Below are 12,696 nucleotides of genomic sequence, written 5' to 3'. Positions count from 1 at the left end.
TACCGCCGGTTCCACAACGCAGAAGCCCGGGTCGATGCCCGGGCTTCTGCGTTTACAGCGTTGGCAGTCTTTGCCGCTCAGCGCACCACGATGCCGCGGCTGGCCAGGTAGGCCTTGGCCTCCGGCACGGTGTACTCGCCGAAGTGGAAGATGCTCGCCGCCAGCACCGCGTCGGCCTTGCCCTCGAGGATGCCGGCCGCCAGGTGCTCGAGGTTGCCGACGCCGCCGGAGGCGATCACCGGGATGCCCACCGCCTCGCTGATGGCGCGGGTCACACCGAGGTCGTAGCCGCTCTTCACGCCGTCCTGGTCCATGCTGGTGAGCAGGATCTCGCCGGCGCCGAGGCCTTCCATCTTCTTCGCCCAGGCCACCGCATCCAGGCCGGTCGGCTTGCGCCCGCCGTGGGTGAAGATCTCCCAGCGGTCCGGCTCGCCGGGCCTGGAGACCTTCTTGGCGTCGATGGCCACCACGATGCACTGCGAGCCGAAGCGCTCGGCGGCCTCGCCGACGAACTCCGGGGTGAACACCGCGGCGGTGTTGATCGACACCTTGTCGGCGCCGGCATTCAGCAGGTTGCGGATGTCCTGCACGGTGCGCACGCCGCCGCCGACGGTCAGCGGGATGAACACCTGGCTGGCCATGCGTTCGACGGTGTGCAGGGTGGTGTCGCGCCCCTCGGAGCTGGCGGTGATGTCGAGGAAGGTGATCTCGTCGGCCCCCTGCTCGTCGTAGCGGCGGGCGATCTCCACCGGATCGCCGGCGTCGCGGATGTTCTCGAACTGGACGCCCTTGACCACGCGGCCGTTGTCCACGTCGAGGCAGGGGATGATGCGTTTGGCGAGGGCCATGGCTGTCTCTCTCGTCGGTTGCATGCCGGCTTCGCTGATGGCTCCCACGCTCTGCGTGGGAACCCCGCTCGGGACGCTCGGCGTCCCCGGCTGCGCCCCCACACCGGCGCATGGGGCGATCAATCGTTATCGGGACGCGGAGCGTCCCCGGTTGCGTTCCCACGCAGAGCATGGGAACGATCACTCCCTCAGCGCTTGAAGCCGTCGCACAGCGCCTGGGCTTCGGCCACGTCGAGGGTGCCCTCGTAGATGGCGCGGCCGGTGATGGCGCCGACGATGCCCGGGTTGCGGGTGTCGAGCAGCTTCTGGATGTCGCCGAGGTTATGGATGCCGCCGGAGGCGATCACCGGGATGCGGCTGGCGTTGGCCAGGGCCACGGTGGCCTCGACGTTGCAGCCCTGCATCATGCCGTCCTTGGCGATGTCGGTGTAGACGATCGCCGAGACGCCGTCGGCTTCGAACTTCCTGGCCAGGTCGGTGGCCTGCACGCTGGAGACTTCCGCCCAGCCGTCGGTGGCGACGAAGCCGTCCTTGGCGTCCAGGCCGACGATCACCTTGCCGGGGAACGCCTTGCAGGCCTCGGCGACGAATTCCGGCTGCTTGACCGCCTTGGTGCCGATGATCACGTAGCTGACCCCGGCCCTGACGTAGTGCTCGATGGTCTCCAGCGAGCGGATGCCGCCGCCGATCTGGATCGGCAGGCTCGGGTAGCGCGCGGCGATGGCGGTGACCACCTCGCCGTTGACCGGCTGGCCCTCGAAGGCGCCGTTGAGGTCGACCAGGTGCAGGCGGCGGCAGCCGGCCTCCACCCACTTGGCGGCCATCGCCACCGGGTCGTCGGAGAACACCGTGGCGTCGTCCATCAGGCCCTGGCGCAAGCGCACGCAGGCGCCGTCTTTGAGGTCGATCGCGGGGATAATCAGCATCGGTTGAACCTGCTCAAGTCTTGAATTCGGGAGGGGTCAGCTCTTCTCGAGCGCCCACAAGTCGCTCTCGATGCTCTCGAACCTGTCTTTCAGGTGCGCCTGCACATCGAGGATCGCCTTGTTGTAGTAGTGCGGGGCTATTTCGCGGGCGAACAGGTCCAGCAGCTCCTGCACCTCGAAGGCGCCCAGTTCCAGCTCGAAACGCTCGGCCAGGAAACGCTTGAGGATCTGCTGCGCCGCCTGCTCCTGCGCGCCATCCAGCGCGAGGAGCGGTGCCTTGCCCTTGGCCCGGCTCATTACCAGCGGCCGTCCCAGCCGACGAAGTTCTGCAGCAGCTGCAGGCCGTGGCTGTGGCTCTTCTCCGGGTGGAACTGCACGGCGAAGCGCGAACCGTCGGCCAGCGCCGCGGCGAAGTCCTTGCCGTAGTGGCCGCGTCCGGCCACCTGCGCCGGATTGCCGGCCTCGACGTAGTAGCTGTGCACGAAGTAGAAGCGCCCGCCATCGGGGATCTCGTGCCACAGCGGATGGTCGATGCTCTGCTGCACCTCGTTCCAGCCCATGTGCGGCACCTTGAGGTGCTCGCCGCCTTCGACCATGTCCTTGCCGAAGAAGCGCACCTGGCCGGGGAACAGGCCGATGCAGTCGACGCCGCCGTTCTCCTCGCTATGCTCGAGCAGCGCCTGCATGCCGACGCAGATGCCGAGGAACGGGCGGTCGGCGCTGACCTCGCGCACCAGCTCGTCGAAGCCCAGGCGACGGATCTCGGCCATGCAGTCGCGGATCGCGCCGACGCCGGGGAATACCACGCGGTCGGCCTCGCGAATGGTCTGCGCGTCGCTGGTCACCAGCACCCGGCCGGCGCCGACGTGCTCCAGCGCCTTGGCCACCGAGTGCAGGTTGCCCATGCCGTAGTCGATGACGGCGACGGTCTGCATCACAGGCACCCCTTGGTGGAAGGCATCTGTCCGGCCATGCGCGGGTCCAGCTCGATGGCCATGCGCAGGGCCCGGCCGAAGGCCTTGAACACCGTCTCGATCTGGTGGTGGGTATTGGTCCCGCGCAGGTTGTCGATGTGCAGGGTCACCAGGGCGTGGTTGACGAAGCCCTGGAAGAACTCCTGGAACAGGTCGACGTCGAAGCCGCCGACCGTGGCGCGGGTGTAGGGCACCTGCATGGTCAGCCCCGGGCGGCCGGAGAAGTCGATCACCACCCGCGACAGCGCCTCGTCCAGCGGCACGTAGGAGTGGCCGTAGCGGGTCATGCCCTTCTTGTCGCCGATGGCCTTGGCGAAGGCCTGGCCGACGGTGATGCCGACGTCCTCCACGGTGTGGTGGTCGTCGATGTGCAGGTCGCCCTTGCACTCGATGTCGAGGTCGATCAGCCCGTGGCGGGCGATCTGGTCGAGCATGTGCTCGAGGAAGGGTACACCGATGTCGAATCGGGCCTTGCCGGTGCCATCCAGGTTGATGGAAACCTTGACCTGGGTTTCCAGGGTATTGCGCTCGACGGACGCCTTGCGTTCGGCCATTGCCAGCTCCACAGAATCACGGGCGGATGTGAGCGCGCATTATAGGCCGCGGCCGGGGCGGCGGGCTACCGGCGCCCCGGCGGAGCATCGGCGGTGCAAAAGGCATTAAGATGCGCCCATCGTCCGAAGGAGTGCCCCATGCCCGTAATCGTCGAAGCCGTCACCCAGCCCAGCGCGCAGGACCGTAGCGATCTGGAGAAGATCTACGCCGACGCCCCCGCTTGGCTGCTGGCCCCCTACCCCGACGCCGCCGCCCTGATCGACGCCGGCCTGGCCGAGGGCCGCCTGCTCGCCGGGCGCTTCAACGACCGCCTGCTCGGCGCCGCGCTGCTCGGCGAGGGCGAGGCGGGCTGCATGCTCTCGCACCTGTGCGTGCGCAGGATCACCCGCGGCCGCGGCGTGGCCGCGCGGCTGGTCGCCAAGGCCCGCGAGCGCGCCGAGGCCGCAGGCCGCCCGCTGCACCTGCTCGCCCCGGCGCGCCATCTGGAGGTGCAGGCCTGGGCCCACCGCCTCGGCCTGCCGCTGCTGGACCAGGATGCCTGAGGCCGGGGAACCCCTGCGGCTCCAGCCACTCCAACCCTGCCGACAGCCCCGGCCGCACAGCGGCCGGGATTCCCTATACTTCGCCCTGCCCCCGCACCGCACAAGGACTCGTCCGCCATGAAGACCTTCGGCAAGTTTCTCGGCCTGCTCCTGCTCGGCCTGCTGCTGGCCATAGTCGCGCTGGGCTTCGCCTTCACCCACCTGTTCGACCCCAACGACTACAAGGACGAGATCCGCCAGCTGGCCCGCGACAAGGCCAACCTGGAGCTCGACCTCCGGGGCGAGATCGGCTGGAGCCTGTTCCCCTGGCTCGGCCTCGAACTGCGCGACACCACCCTGGCCAGCGCCGCCACTCCGCAGCAGCCGTTCGCCGAGCTGGACATGCTCGGCTTCTCGGTGCGCGTGCTGCCGCTGCTGCGCCGCGAGGTGCAGATGAGCGACATCCGCATCGACGGCCTCAAGCTCAGCCTCGAACGCGACGCCGAGGGCCGCGGCAACTGGCAGGACATCGGCCGCCCGGCCAAGGCCGCGCCGGCCACCCCGGAGCAGCCCGCTGCCGCCGCCCCGCCCGCCAGCCCGGCCCCGGCGCAGGCAGGCAAGGCCGCCCCGGCGCTGCGCCTGGACATCGACAGCCTGGCGGTGAGCAACTCGCGCATCGACTACCACGACGCCGCCAGCGGCCAGCGCTACACCCTCGAAGGGCTCGACCTGCGCAGTGGCGCGATCCGCGAGGGCGCCAGCATCCCGCTGACCCTCAAGGGCTACTTCGGCACCAACCAGCCGGTGCTGCGCGCGCGCGGCGAACTGACCGGCAAGCTGCGCTTCGACACCGCGCTCGAACGCTACTGGCTGGAGGACGCCCAGCTCAAGGGCGAGCTGTCCGGCGCGCCGCTGGCCAACCAGACCCTGACCTTCGCCGCCCAGGGCCAGCTGCTCGCCGACCTCGCCGCCCAGGTCGCCGAATGGAACAGCCTCAAGCTGACCGCCAACCAGCTCGACCTGCTCGGCGAGCTGAAGGTACGCGGACTGGACAGGACGCCGCAGATCGAGGGCGGCCTGTCGATCGCCGAGTTCGACCTGCGCGCCTTCCTCGAAGGCATCGGCCAGTCGCTGCCGAAGATGGCCGACGCCGACAGCCTGCGCCGCGTCGCCCTGGCCAGCGGCCTGAGCGCCACGCCGGACAGCCTGACCCTGCAGGACCTCAGGCTGCAGCTCGACGGCAGCAACCTCGGCGGCCAGCTGGCCATCGCCGACTTCAGCCGCAACAGCCTGCGCGCCCAGCTCAAGGGCGACCGCCTCGACCTCGACCGCTACCTGCCGCCGCCGGCCAGGGAGGCCGACGCCGCCAGCGCCACGCGCAAGGCCGAGGTGGCGAAAAGCGGTGCCGGCAACGGCACCACCCCGCTGCCGGAGCAGCCGACCAGCCACGCCTGGAGCGAGGAGAAACTGCTGCCGCTGGAGCGCCTGCGCCAGCTGGACGCCGAACTCGCCCTCAGCTTCGGCCAGCTGACCCTGCGCAAGCTGCCGCTGGAGAACGCCAGCCTCAAGCTCCGGGCACGGGACGGGCAGATCCGCCTCGACGAGCTGCGCGGCGAGCTGTTCGACGGCCGCTTCGCCCTCGCCGGCAGCCTGGACGCGCGCAGCGACATCCCGCAGCTGCAGTTCGCCCCGCAGCTCGGCGACATCCCGCTGGAGCGCCTGCTGGAAACCCTCAAGCCCGCGGAGAAGTCGCCGGTACGCGGCAAGCTGCAACTGGAGGGCAACCTCGCCGCCCGGGGCAACAGCGAGAAGGCGCTGATCGACAGCCTGTCCGGCAACGCCAGCTTCATCCTCGACGACGGCGCGCTGGCCGACGCCAACCTCGAGCAGCAGCTGTGCCGCGGCATCGCCACCCTCAACCGCAAGGTGCCGACCCGCGAGTTCGCCGAGAAGGACACCCCGCTGCGCGAGCTGCGCGGCAGCCTGCAGTTCGACCGCGGCGTGGCCAGCAACCAGGACCTGCGCGCGCGCATCCCGGGGCTGACCGTCAACGGCAAGGGCACCGTCGACCTGCGCGTGCTCGGCCTCGACTACCGCATGGGCGTGGTCATCGAGGGCGACCAGCGCGAGATGCCCGACCCGGCCTGCCAGGTCAACGAGCGCTACGTCGGCCTGGAGTGGCCGCTGCGCTGCCGCGGTCCGCTGGAACTGGGCGCCAGGGCCTGCCGCCTGGACCAGGACGGCCTCGGCAAGATCGCCGCCAGGCTGGCCGGCGAGAAGCTGACCGAGAAGCTCGACGAGAAGCTCGGCGACAAGGTCAGCCCGGAACTCAAGGACGCCCTGAAGGGCCTGTTCCAGCGCTGACCGTACGTTCCGTGGGGGCGAATTCGACCGCCGTGGCCTGTACCATGGCGGCCGGATTCCCCCTGCACGCTCCTGCCATCGCCCCTATGACCAGCCTTCCCACCGTTTCCGCCTTCGCCGACCGCGTGCTCGCCTGGTTCGACCGCCACGGCCGCCACGACCTGCCCTGGCAGCAGGACATCAACCCCTACCGGGTCTGGGTGTCGGAGATCATGCTGCAGCAGACCCAGGTCGCCACCGTGCTCGACTACTACCAGCGCTTCATGGCCGCGCTGCCCACGGTGCAGGCGCTGGCCGAAGCCGGCGAGGACGAGGTGCTGCACCTGTGGACCGGCCTAGGCTACTACAGCCGCGCGCGCAACCTGCACAAGACCGCGCGGATCGTGGTCGCCGAACACGGCGGCGAGTTCCCTCGCTCGGTGGAGGCGCTGACCGGGCTGCCCGGCATCGGCCGCTCCACCGCCGGCGCCATCGCCAGCATCAGCATGGGCCTGCGCGCCCCCATCCTCGACGGCAACGTCAAGCGCGTGCTGGCCCGCTACCTGGCCCAGGACGGCTACCCGGGCGAGACCCGGGTGGCGGCGCAGCTGTGGGAGGCCGCCGAGCGCCTGACCCCGCACGCGCGGGTCAACCACTACAGCCAGGCGATGATGGATCTGGGCGCCACCCTGTGCACGCGCAGCAAGCCGAGCTGCCTGCTCTGTCCGCTGGCCGCCGACTGCCGGGCGCACGCGCTCGGCCGCGAGACCGCCTACCCGCAGGCCAGACCGCGCAAGGCGCTGCCGCAGAAACGCACGCTGATGCCGCTGCTGCACGACGGCGCCGGCGCCGTGCTGCTCTACCGGCGGCCGTCGAGCGGCCTGTGGGGCGGACTGTGGAGCCTGCCCGAACTGGACGAGCGCGCGCAGCTCGGCGAGCTGGCCGAGCGCCACGGCCTGGCGCTCGGCGACGCGCAGGAACTGGCGCCGCTCAGCCACACCTTCAGCCATTTCCAGCTGCACATCGAGCCGCTGCTGGTCGCCGCCAGCGCCCGCACCCCGTGCGTGGCCGAAGGCGACTGGCTCTGGTATAACCTCGCCACTCCGCCGCGCCTGGGGCTCGCCGCCCCGGTGAAGAAGCTGCTCAAGCGCGCGGCCACCCTCCTCCACCCGACTCCAGGAGCGCCGCAATGACCCGCATGGTGAAGTGCCGCAAGTACAACCAAGAACTGCCCGGCCTCGACCGTCCGCCCTACCCGGGCGCCAAGGGCGAGGACATCTTCAACAACGTCTCGAAGCAGGCCTGGGACGAGTGGCAGAAGCACCAGACCATGCTGATCAACGAGCGCCGGCTGAACATGATGAACGCCGAGGACCGCAAGTTCCTCCAGGCCGAGATGGACAAGTTCCTCGCCGGCGAGGACTACGCCCAGGCCGAAGGCTACGTGCCACCCGGCGCGTGACCCCTCCACCGTCGCCAAGTGCCTGAAAAAAACGATTTTTTTCGCGGCGACGGTTGACTGTACAACGGGAAAGGCGGTTTAATGCCGCCCGTTGTTGCCCAGGTAGCTCAGTTGGTAGAGCAGGGGATTGAAAATCCCCGTGTCGGCGGTTCGATTCCGTCCCTGGGCACCACTTCCTTCAGGTGCCCGATCCCTGATTTGCCCAGGTAGCTCAGTTGGTAGAGCAGGGGATTGAAAATCCCCGTGTCGGCGGTTCGATTCCGTCCCTGGGCACCACCGAACATCGTCGAGAAGCCCCGCCCGCATGCGGGGCTTCTTGCTTTCCGCCCTCCGCGAATCCCCTCACGACCGCGGCGCCAGTTCGCCGCAGTCGGCGCCCAGCCAGCGTGCATGGGTCTGCATCCGCGAGCTGCCGGCCTGGCCGGCGGCACTGAAGCGGCTGTCGATGCGGGTGACGAACTCGCGTTCGCTGACGAAGCGGGTCTCGCCCTCGCCTTCGGCGTCTGGGCAGCGGAAGCGGAACTTCCACAGCCGCTCGCTGCGCTCGGTGATCTCCTGGGTGCAGCCGGACTGGGCGTCCTGCAACGGCAGCTCCTGGGCCTTGACCTGCGCCTCGCTCAGGCACACGCGCAGGCCCTGGCCGCCGGCCTGGATGCCCTTGCCGGCCATCGCCTCCTCCAGCATCTGCCGCTGCTCGGCCGGCAGCCCCTCCAGCTGGCCGAGCAGCTCCTGCACCGGCGGCAGCTGCTGGCCGTTGACCTGCATGCTGTCGCTGCTCAGCTCCCACAACCCGGGGAGGACTTCCTGGGCCTGGGCCGACGCCAGGCCGCCCAGCAGGCTGACCACTGCGGCCAGGCGGAGCAGAGGTTTCATGGCGCACTCCTCATCGCAATCGACTGCAGCAAGCCTAGCCCCGCCACGGGTCAGCACTCGAGCTCCGCCGAACCACTGGTCGGCCGCGCCTGGCCGGCCGGCGGCGACCTGGAGCGCTGCTGCAGCCGGCCGAAATAACCACACGCTTTTTAAGGCTGGATTCAGCGCGACGCCGGAGGATGGCGCCACATCGCTATCGGAGCCCCTCATGAAACGCATCGGCATCGCCCTGCTCCTCGGCCTGACCAGCTCGCTGGCACTGGCCGACCCCGTGGCCCTGCAGCCGCTCGCGCTACCCGCCGACGCCCCGCAAAGGTGGATGACCGCGTGCGGCAGCTGCCACATGGCCTACCCGCCCGGCCTGCTGCCGCCCAGGGCCTGGGAAATGCACATGGACACCCTGAGCCAGCACTACGGCATCGACGCCTCGCTCGCCCCGGCCGAGCAGCAGACGATCCGCGACTTCCTGCTGCTGGTATCCAGCAACAACCGCCAGCCGCTGGAAGGCGTCGTCGGCACCGGCGAACAGCCGCGGATCACCGCGACCCGCTGGTTCGCGCGCAAGCACCACAGGGTCGACGCGGCGCAGTTCGCCCGCAGATCGGTCGGCGGCGCCGGCAACTGCGGAGCCTGCCACCGCAGGGTCGAGCGCGGCTCGTTCGCCCGGGTGAGGATCCCCCGCAGCTAGCGCTCCAGCAGGCGCAGCACCCAGCGGCCGATCAGCCCGGCGAACAGGCCGGCGCCGGCGGCGATCGCCCAGTCGGCCAGGTGCAGCGGCTGCAGGTGCAGGCGTGCGGCCAGCGCCGGCAGCTGGACGAACAGCAGCAGCGAAGCCAGGCCGAGCAGGCAGACCACCCGCGCCATCGCGCTGCGCAGCCGGCTGAGACTGGCGGTGACGGTCAGGCTGGCGACCACCAGCACGGCGATGGCCATGCTGCGCGCGTGGCTCACCCGCGCCCCGTCCGCCACCCCCTCGCCCAGCGCCTGCCACCAGGCGGCGAGCACCACCAGGCTGATCGCCGCGCCGCCGAGGAGGATCGCCCGCCAGGCGCGCGGCGAGAAGAAGCGCGCCGGGCCGCCGCGCCCGAGCGGTGTCAGGCGGCCGTCCGGCGCCAGCTCCTGAAACACCAGCAGCGCGGTGGGATGGATCAGCAGCTCCAGCCAGACCACGTGGATCGGCAGGTAGAGCAGCGGCGCGCCGGTCAGCGGTACTAGGGTGGCGCTGGCCACCAGCGGGATGTGCACCAGCAGCAGGTAGGCGAAGCTCAGCTGCAGGTTGCGGAACAGCTGGCGGCCCTCGCCGATGGCGCGCACCAGGGTGGCGAAGTCGTCGTCGAGCAGGACGATGGCGGCGGTCTCGCGGGCGCTCTGCGTGCCGCGCTCGCCCATGGCGATGCCGACATCGGCGGCCTGCAGCGCCGGCACGTCGTTGACCCCGTCGCCGGTCACCGCCACCGTCTCGCCGTCCGCCTGCAGGGCGCGCACCAGCTCGAGCTTCTGCGCCGGCACCGCGCGCGCCACCACGTCGACGTCGCCCTCCCAGGCGCAGCCCGGCTCGGCCACCAGCACCCTGGGCGCGCCGTCGCCGAGGCCCAGCTCGGCGGCGATGGCCCGCGCGGTCAGCGGATGGTCGCCGGTGACCATCACCACGCGGATGCCCGCCGCCCGGCACTCGGCCAGCGCCTCGCGCACGCCAGCGCGCAGCGGATCCTCGAAGGCCAGCAGGCCGGCGAACACGAAGCCCTGCCCCGGCTCCCGATCGAGGCGCGCGTCCGCGTCCAGCCGGCGGCTGGCGACGGCGATCACCTTGTGGCCGCCGGCGGCGTAGCCGTCGGCCTGGCGACGCCAGTCGGCCAGCGCCACCGCGTCGAGGTCGCAGAGCGCGAACAGGGTTTCCGGCGCGCCCTTGCTCACCGCCAGCCACTGTCCCGCCGCGGCCGGCCACAGCGCCGTCTCGCGGCGGCGCTGCTCGGTGAAGGGAAACAGCGCGACGCGCTGCGCCGGATCGGGCGCCGCGCCGCCGGCCGCCAGCAGGGCGGCATCCAGCGGGTCGTCGGCCTCGCCGCGCACCGCGTGCAGGGCGAGCTGCAGCAGGCCGGCGTCGTCGAGACCCGCCGCAGGCGCGCGGTGGGTGAGCAGCAGGCGGCCGGCGGTGAGGGTGCCGGTCTTGTCGGTGCAGATGCAGGACACCCGGCCGATGTTCTCCACCGCCACCGCGCGGCGCACCAGCGCCTGGCGCCGCGCCAGGCGGTAGACGCCGACGCCGAGGAAGAAGGTGAACACCACCGGGAACTCCTCCGGCAGCGCCGCCACCGCCAGGGTCACCGCGCTGAGCAGGGCGTCGACCGCACCGAAGCCCTGGGCCAGGCGGATCGCGGCGAGCAGCAGGCAGGTCGCCAGCGCCGCCCACAGCAGGGTCACCACCAGACGGGCGATGGCGAGCTGCAGCGGGGTGCGCGCCTGGCGGCCGCTGCGGGCGACGCGCACCAGCTCGCCGTAGCGCGTCTCCGCCCCGGTGTAGAGCACCCGCAGCACCGCGCGTCCGCCGAGCAGGCGGGTGCCGGCGCAGGCCCAGTGCTCCTCGCCGGCGCTGTCCGGGAAGGGCGCCGCCAGCACCTGCTTGCGCACCGGGAAGGACTCGCCGGTCAGGCTCGACTCGTCGGCGAGCATCTGCGCGCCGTCGACCAGCACGCCGTCGGCGGGGAAGTAGTCGCCGGGGCCGACCAGGGCCAGGTCGCCGGGCAGCAGCTCGCGGGCGGCGATGCGCTGCTCCACGCCGTCGCGCAGCACCCGCGCCGTGCCGGCCAGACGGCTGGCCAGGCCGGCGGTGGAGGCCTGCGTGCGACGGTGCAGCCAGGCGTCCATGCCCAGCAGCGGGACCACCGCCAGCAGCAGGGTCAGCGCCTCGGCGCGGTCGCCGAGCAGGGCGAACAGCAGCGCGGTGCCGAGCAGGAACCACAGCATCGGGTCGCCGAGGGTCTCGCCGAGCAGCGCGCGCCAGCGGCCGGCGTCCTCGGCAAGGATGTCGTTGGCCCCGTAGCGGCGCCGCTCGGCGAGTTCGGCGCCGTTCAGGCCGCGCGCGGGCGACTCCAGCCCGGCCAGGCGCTCGCCGGGAATGGCGCGGCGCATCGTTCAGCCGCGCCGCGGCACGGCGGTGGGGAGGACATGCGGCATGGGCGATCTCCGGAGCGGCCTGTCACGAGCATAGGCAGCGGCCGGGCACCTGCGCGAGGGGGCGGACGATCGGCCTGGCCAGCGCGGCGAGCTGCGGCGACACTGCAGGGAATGCGGCAGGCGCCGCGCACGACGGGAGAAAGGCGATGCGCTGGAAACGGGCACGACGCAGCGACAATGTGGTGGACGCCCGCGGCGGCGGGCGCATCGGCGGCGGCAAGCTGAGCCTCGGCGGCATCGCCGCCATCGTGGTGCTCGGCCTGCTGATGGGCAAGGACCCGCTGCAGATCCTCGGCCAGCTCGGCGGCGAGCTGATGCAGCAGCAGCTGCCGGCGCCGGGCGCGGACGGCGGCCAGCCGGGCGACGAGGCCAGCGAGTTCGTCCGCGCCGTGCTCGGCGACACCGAGGACACCTGGCACGCGCTGTTCCAGGCCGGCGGCCGCCAGTACCAGGAGCCGCGCCTGGTGCTGTTCAGCGGCAGCGTGAACTCGGCCTGCGGCTTCGCCAGCGCGGCGGTCGGCCCCTTCTACTGCCCGGGCGACCGTCAGGTGTATCTCGACCTCGAGTTCTTCCGCGAGCTGGAGCAGCGCTTCGCCGCCGCCGGCGACTTCGCCCAGGCCTACGTGATCGCCCACGAGGTCGGCCACCACGTGCAGACCCTGCTCGGCGTCTCGGCGCGGGTCAATGCCGCCCGCCAGCGCGGCGAGCGGGTCGAGGGCGCCAGCGGCCTGCTGGTGCGCCAGGAGCTGCAGGCCGACTGCCTGGCCGGGGTCTGGGCGCACCACGCCCAGCGTCGCCTCGACTGGCTGGAGCCGGGGGATCTGGAGGAGGCGCTGAACGCTGCCAACGCCATCGGCGACGACCGCCTGCAGCACCAGACGCAGGGCCAGGTGGTGCCGGACGCCTTCACCCACGGCACCTCGGCGCAGCGCGTGCGCTGGTTCCGCATCGGCTTCGACACGGGCGAGCCGGGGCGCTGCGACACCTTCCAGAGCGCGCGCCTGTAGCGCCGGCGGCCGC

13 protein-coding genes and 2 tRNA genes are annotated in these 12,696 nt (G+C 71.5%); 8 read left to right on the top strand and 7 right to left on the bottom strand.

From position 1 onward, the window contains the following. Window positions 1-77 precede the first annotated feature (77 nt). The 5 genes from hisF to hisB all read right to left on the bottom strand — a co-directional run bounded on the left by hisF (window position 78) and on the right by hisB (window position 3,302). Complete coding sequence (gene hisF, locus SK095_RS17350; protein ID WP_136491690.1) at window positions 78-848, bottom strand: imidazole glycerol phosphate synthase subunit HisF; 771 nt, start codon at window positions 846-848, stop codon at window positions 78-80. A gap of 188 nt (window positions 849-1,036) precedes the next feature. Next, entirely contained in the window at window positions 1,037-1,774 is a 738-nt protein-coding gene (hisA, locus tag SK095_RS17345) for a 1-(5-phosphoribosyl)-5-[(5-phosphoribosylamino)methylideneamino]imidazole-4-carboxamide isomerase (protein ID WP_320546965.1), read from the bottom strand. 36 nt (window positions 1,775-1,810) lie between these two features. After that, window positions 1,811-2,071: a DUF2164 domain-containing protein gene (locus SK095_RS17340; RefSeq protein ID WP_136491693.1), complete on the bottom strand. Its 261-nt coding sequence runs from the start codon at window positions 2,069-2,071 to the stop codon at window positions 1,811-1,813. Then, on the bottom strand, window positions 2,071-2,709 hold the full coding sequence (hisH, locus tag SK095_RS17335; RefSeq protein ID WP_320546964.1) for an imidazole glycerol phosphate synthase subunit HisH: 639 nt from the start codon (window positions 2,707-2,709) through the stop codon (window positions 2,071-2,073). Before hisH ends, SK095_RS17340 begins: the two co-directional genes overlap by 1 nt. Next, window positions 2,709-3,302: an imidazoleglycerol-phosphate dehydratase HisB gene (gene hisB / locus SK095_RS17330; protein WP_136491695.1), complete on the bottom strand. Its 594-nt coding sequence runs from the start codon at window positions 3,300-3,302 to the stop codon at window positions 2,709-2,711. The genes hisH and hisB overlap by 1 nt, the downstream gene beginning before the upstream one ends. A 138-nt stretch (window positions 3,303-3,440) precedes the next feature. Between hisB and SK095_RS17325 the strand changes: the two genes are divergently transcribed. The 6 genes from SK095_RS17325 (at window position 3,441) to SK095_RS17300 (ending at window position 7,905) form a co-directional block, all read left to right on the top strand. Next, complete coding sequence (locus SK095_RS17325; RefSeq protein ID WP_320546963.1) at window positions 3,441-3,845, top strand: acetyl-CoA sensor PanZ family protein; 405 nt, start codon at window positions 3,441-3,443, stop codon at window positions 3,843-3,845. Between the two features lie 117 nt (window positions 3,846-3,962). Continuing rightward, window positions 3,963-6,188: an AsmA family protein gene (locus SK095_RS17320; RefSeq protein WP_320546962.1), complete on the top strand. Its 2,226-nt coding sequence runs from the start codon at window positions 3,963-3,965 to the stop codon at window positions 6,186-6,188. A gap of 86 nt (window positions 6,189-6,274) precedes the next feature. After that, window positions 6,275-7,360: an A/G-specific adenine glycosylase gene (gene mutY, locus SK095_RS17315; RefSeq protein ID WP_201485757.1), complete on the top strand. Its 1,086-nt coding sequence runs from the start codon at window positions 6,275-6,277 to the stop codon at window positions 7,358-7,360. Further along, a complete protein-coding gene (locus SK095_RS17310) occupies window positions 7,357-7,629 on the top strand; it encodes an oxidative damage protection protein (protein ID WP_136491668.1) in 273 nt (90 codons plus the stop codon). Before mutY ends, SK095_RS17310 begins: the two co-directional genes overlap by 4 nt. A 96-nt stretch (window positions 7,630-7,725) precedes the next feature. Further along, window positions 7,726-7,801 (top strand) — tRNA-Phe (locus SK095_RS17305). 28 nt (window positions 7,802-7,829) lie between these two features. Then, window positions 7,830-7,905 (top strand) — tRNA-Phe (locus tag SK095_RS17300). 66 nt (window positions 7,906-7,971) lie between these two features. Here SK095_RS17300 and SK095_RS17295 read toward each other — a convergent pair. Then, window positions 7,972-8,502, bottom strand: coding sequence for a DUF3617 domain-containing protein (locus SK095_RS17295; RefSeq protein ID WP_136491669.1), 531 nt, complete (start codon window positions 8,500-8,502; stop codon window positions 7,972-7,974). Window positions 8,503-8,710: 208 nt separating this feature from the next. On the opposite strand from SK095_RS17295, the gene SK095_RS17290 reads away from it, so the two are divergent. Further along, window positions 8,711-9,190, top strand: coding sequence for a hypothetical protein (locus SK095_RS17290; RefSeq protein WP_320546961.1), 480 nt, complete (start codon window positions 8,711-8,713; stop codon window positions 9,188-9,190). Here the strand turns inward: SK095_RS17290 and SK095_RS17285 are convergent. After that, window positions 9,187-11,631 (bottom strand): cation-transporting P-type ATPase, encoded by a 2,445-nt coding sequence (locus tag SK095_RS17285; RefSeq protein WP_320546960.1) that lies wholly within the window; start codon window positions 11,629-11,631, stop codon window positions 9,187-9,189. The two genes, SK095_RS17290 and SK095_RS17285, sit on opposite strands and share 4 nt — an antisense overlap. 191 nt (window positions 11,632-11,822) lie before the next feature. Between SK095_RS17285 and SK095_RS17280 the strand changes: the two genes are divergently transcribed. Beyond that, entirely contained in the window at window positions 11,823-12,683 is an 861-nt protein-coding gene (locus SK095_RS17280; RefSeq protein ID WP_320546959.1) for a neutral zinc metallopeptidase, read from the top strand. Window positions 12,684-12,696 lie beyond the last annotated feature (13 nt).

Origin of the sequence: Pseudomonas sp. AN-1 (assembly GCF_034057115.1) — a bacterium.
Taxonomy (GTDB): domain Bacteria; phylum Pseudomonadota; class Gammaproteobacteria; order Pseudomonadales; family Pseudomonadaceae; genus Geopseudomonas.
This window is presented reverse-complemented; position numbering and strand designations above follow the sequence as displayed.

Coding starts and splice junctions, on each gene's coding strand:
- mutY (WP_201485757.1), top strand. CDS start 6,275: ATGACCAGCCTTCCCACCGTTTCCGCCTTCGCCGACCGCGTGCTCGCC.
- SK095_RS17295 (WP_136491669.1), bottom strand. CDS start 8,502: ATGAAACCTCTGCTCCGCCTGGCCGCAGTGGTCAGCCTGCTGGGCGGC.
- hisA (WP_320546965.1), bottom strand. CDS start 1,774: ATGCTGATTATCCCCGCGATCGACCTCAAAGACGGCGCCTGCGTGCGC.
- SK095_RS17325 (WP_320546963.1), top strand. CDS start 3,441: ATGCCCGTAATCGTCGAAGCCGTCACCCAGCCCAGCGCGCAGGACCGT.
- hisF (WP_136491690.1), bottom strand. CDS start 848: ATGGCCCTCGCCAAACGCATCATCCCCTGCCTCGACGTGGACAACGGC.
- SK095_RS17320 (WP_320546962.1), top strand. CDS start 3,963: ATGAAGACCTTCGGCAAGTTTCTCGGCCTGCTCCTGCTCGGCCTGCTG.
- SK095_RS17285 (WP_320546960.1), bottom strand. CDS start 11,631: ATGCGCCGCGCCATTCCCGGCGAGCGCCTGGCCGGGCTGGAGTCGCCC.
- hisB (WP_136491695.1), bottom strand. CDS start 3,302: ATGGCCGAACGCAAGGCGTCCGTCGAGCGCAATACCCTGGAAACCCAG.
- SK095_RS17340 (WP_136491693.1), bottom strand. CDS start 2,071: ATGAGCCGGGCCAAGGGCAAGGCACCGCTCCTCGCGCTGGATGGCGCG.
- SK095_RS17280 (WP_320546959.1), top strand. CDS start 11,823: ATGCGCTGGAAACGGGCACGACGCAGCGACAATGTGGTGGACGCCCGC.
- SK095_RS17290 (WP_320546961.1), top strand. CDS start 8,711: ATGAAACGCATCGGCATCGCCCTGCTCCTCGGCCTGACCAGCTCGCTG.
- hisH (WP_320546964.1), bottom strand. CDS start 2,709: ATGCAGACCGTCGCCGTCATCGACTACGGCATGGGCAACCTGCACTCG.
- SK095_RS17310 (WP_136491668.1), top strand. CDS start 7,357: ATGACCCGCATGGTGAAGTGCCGCAAGTACAACCAAGAACTGCCCGGC.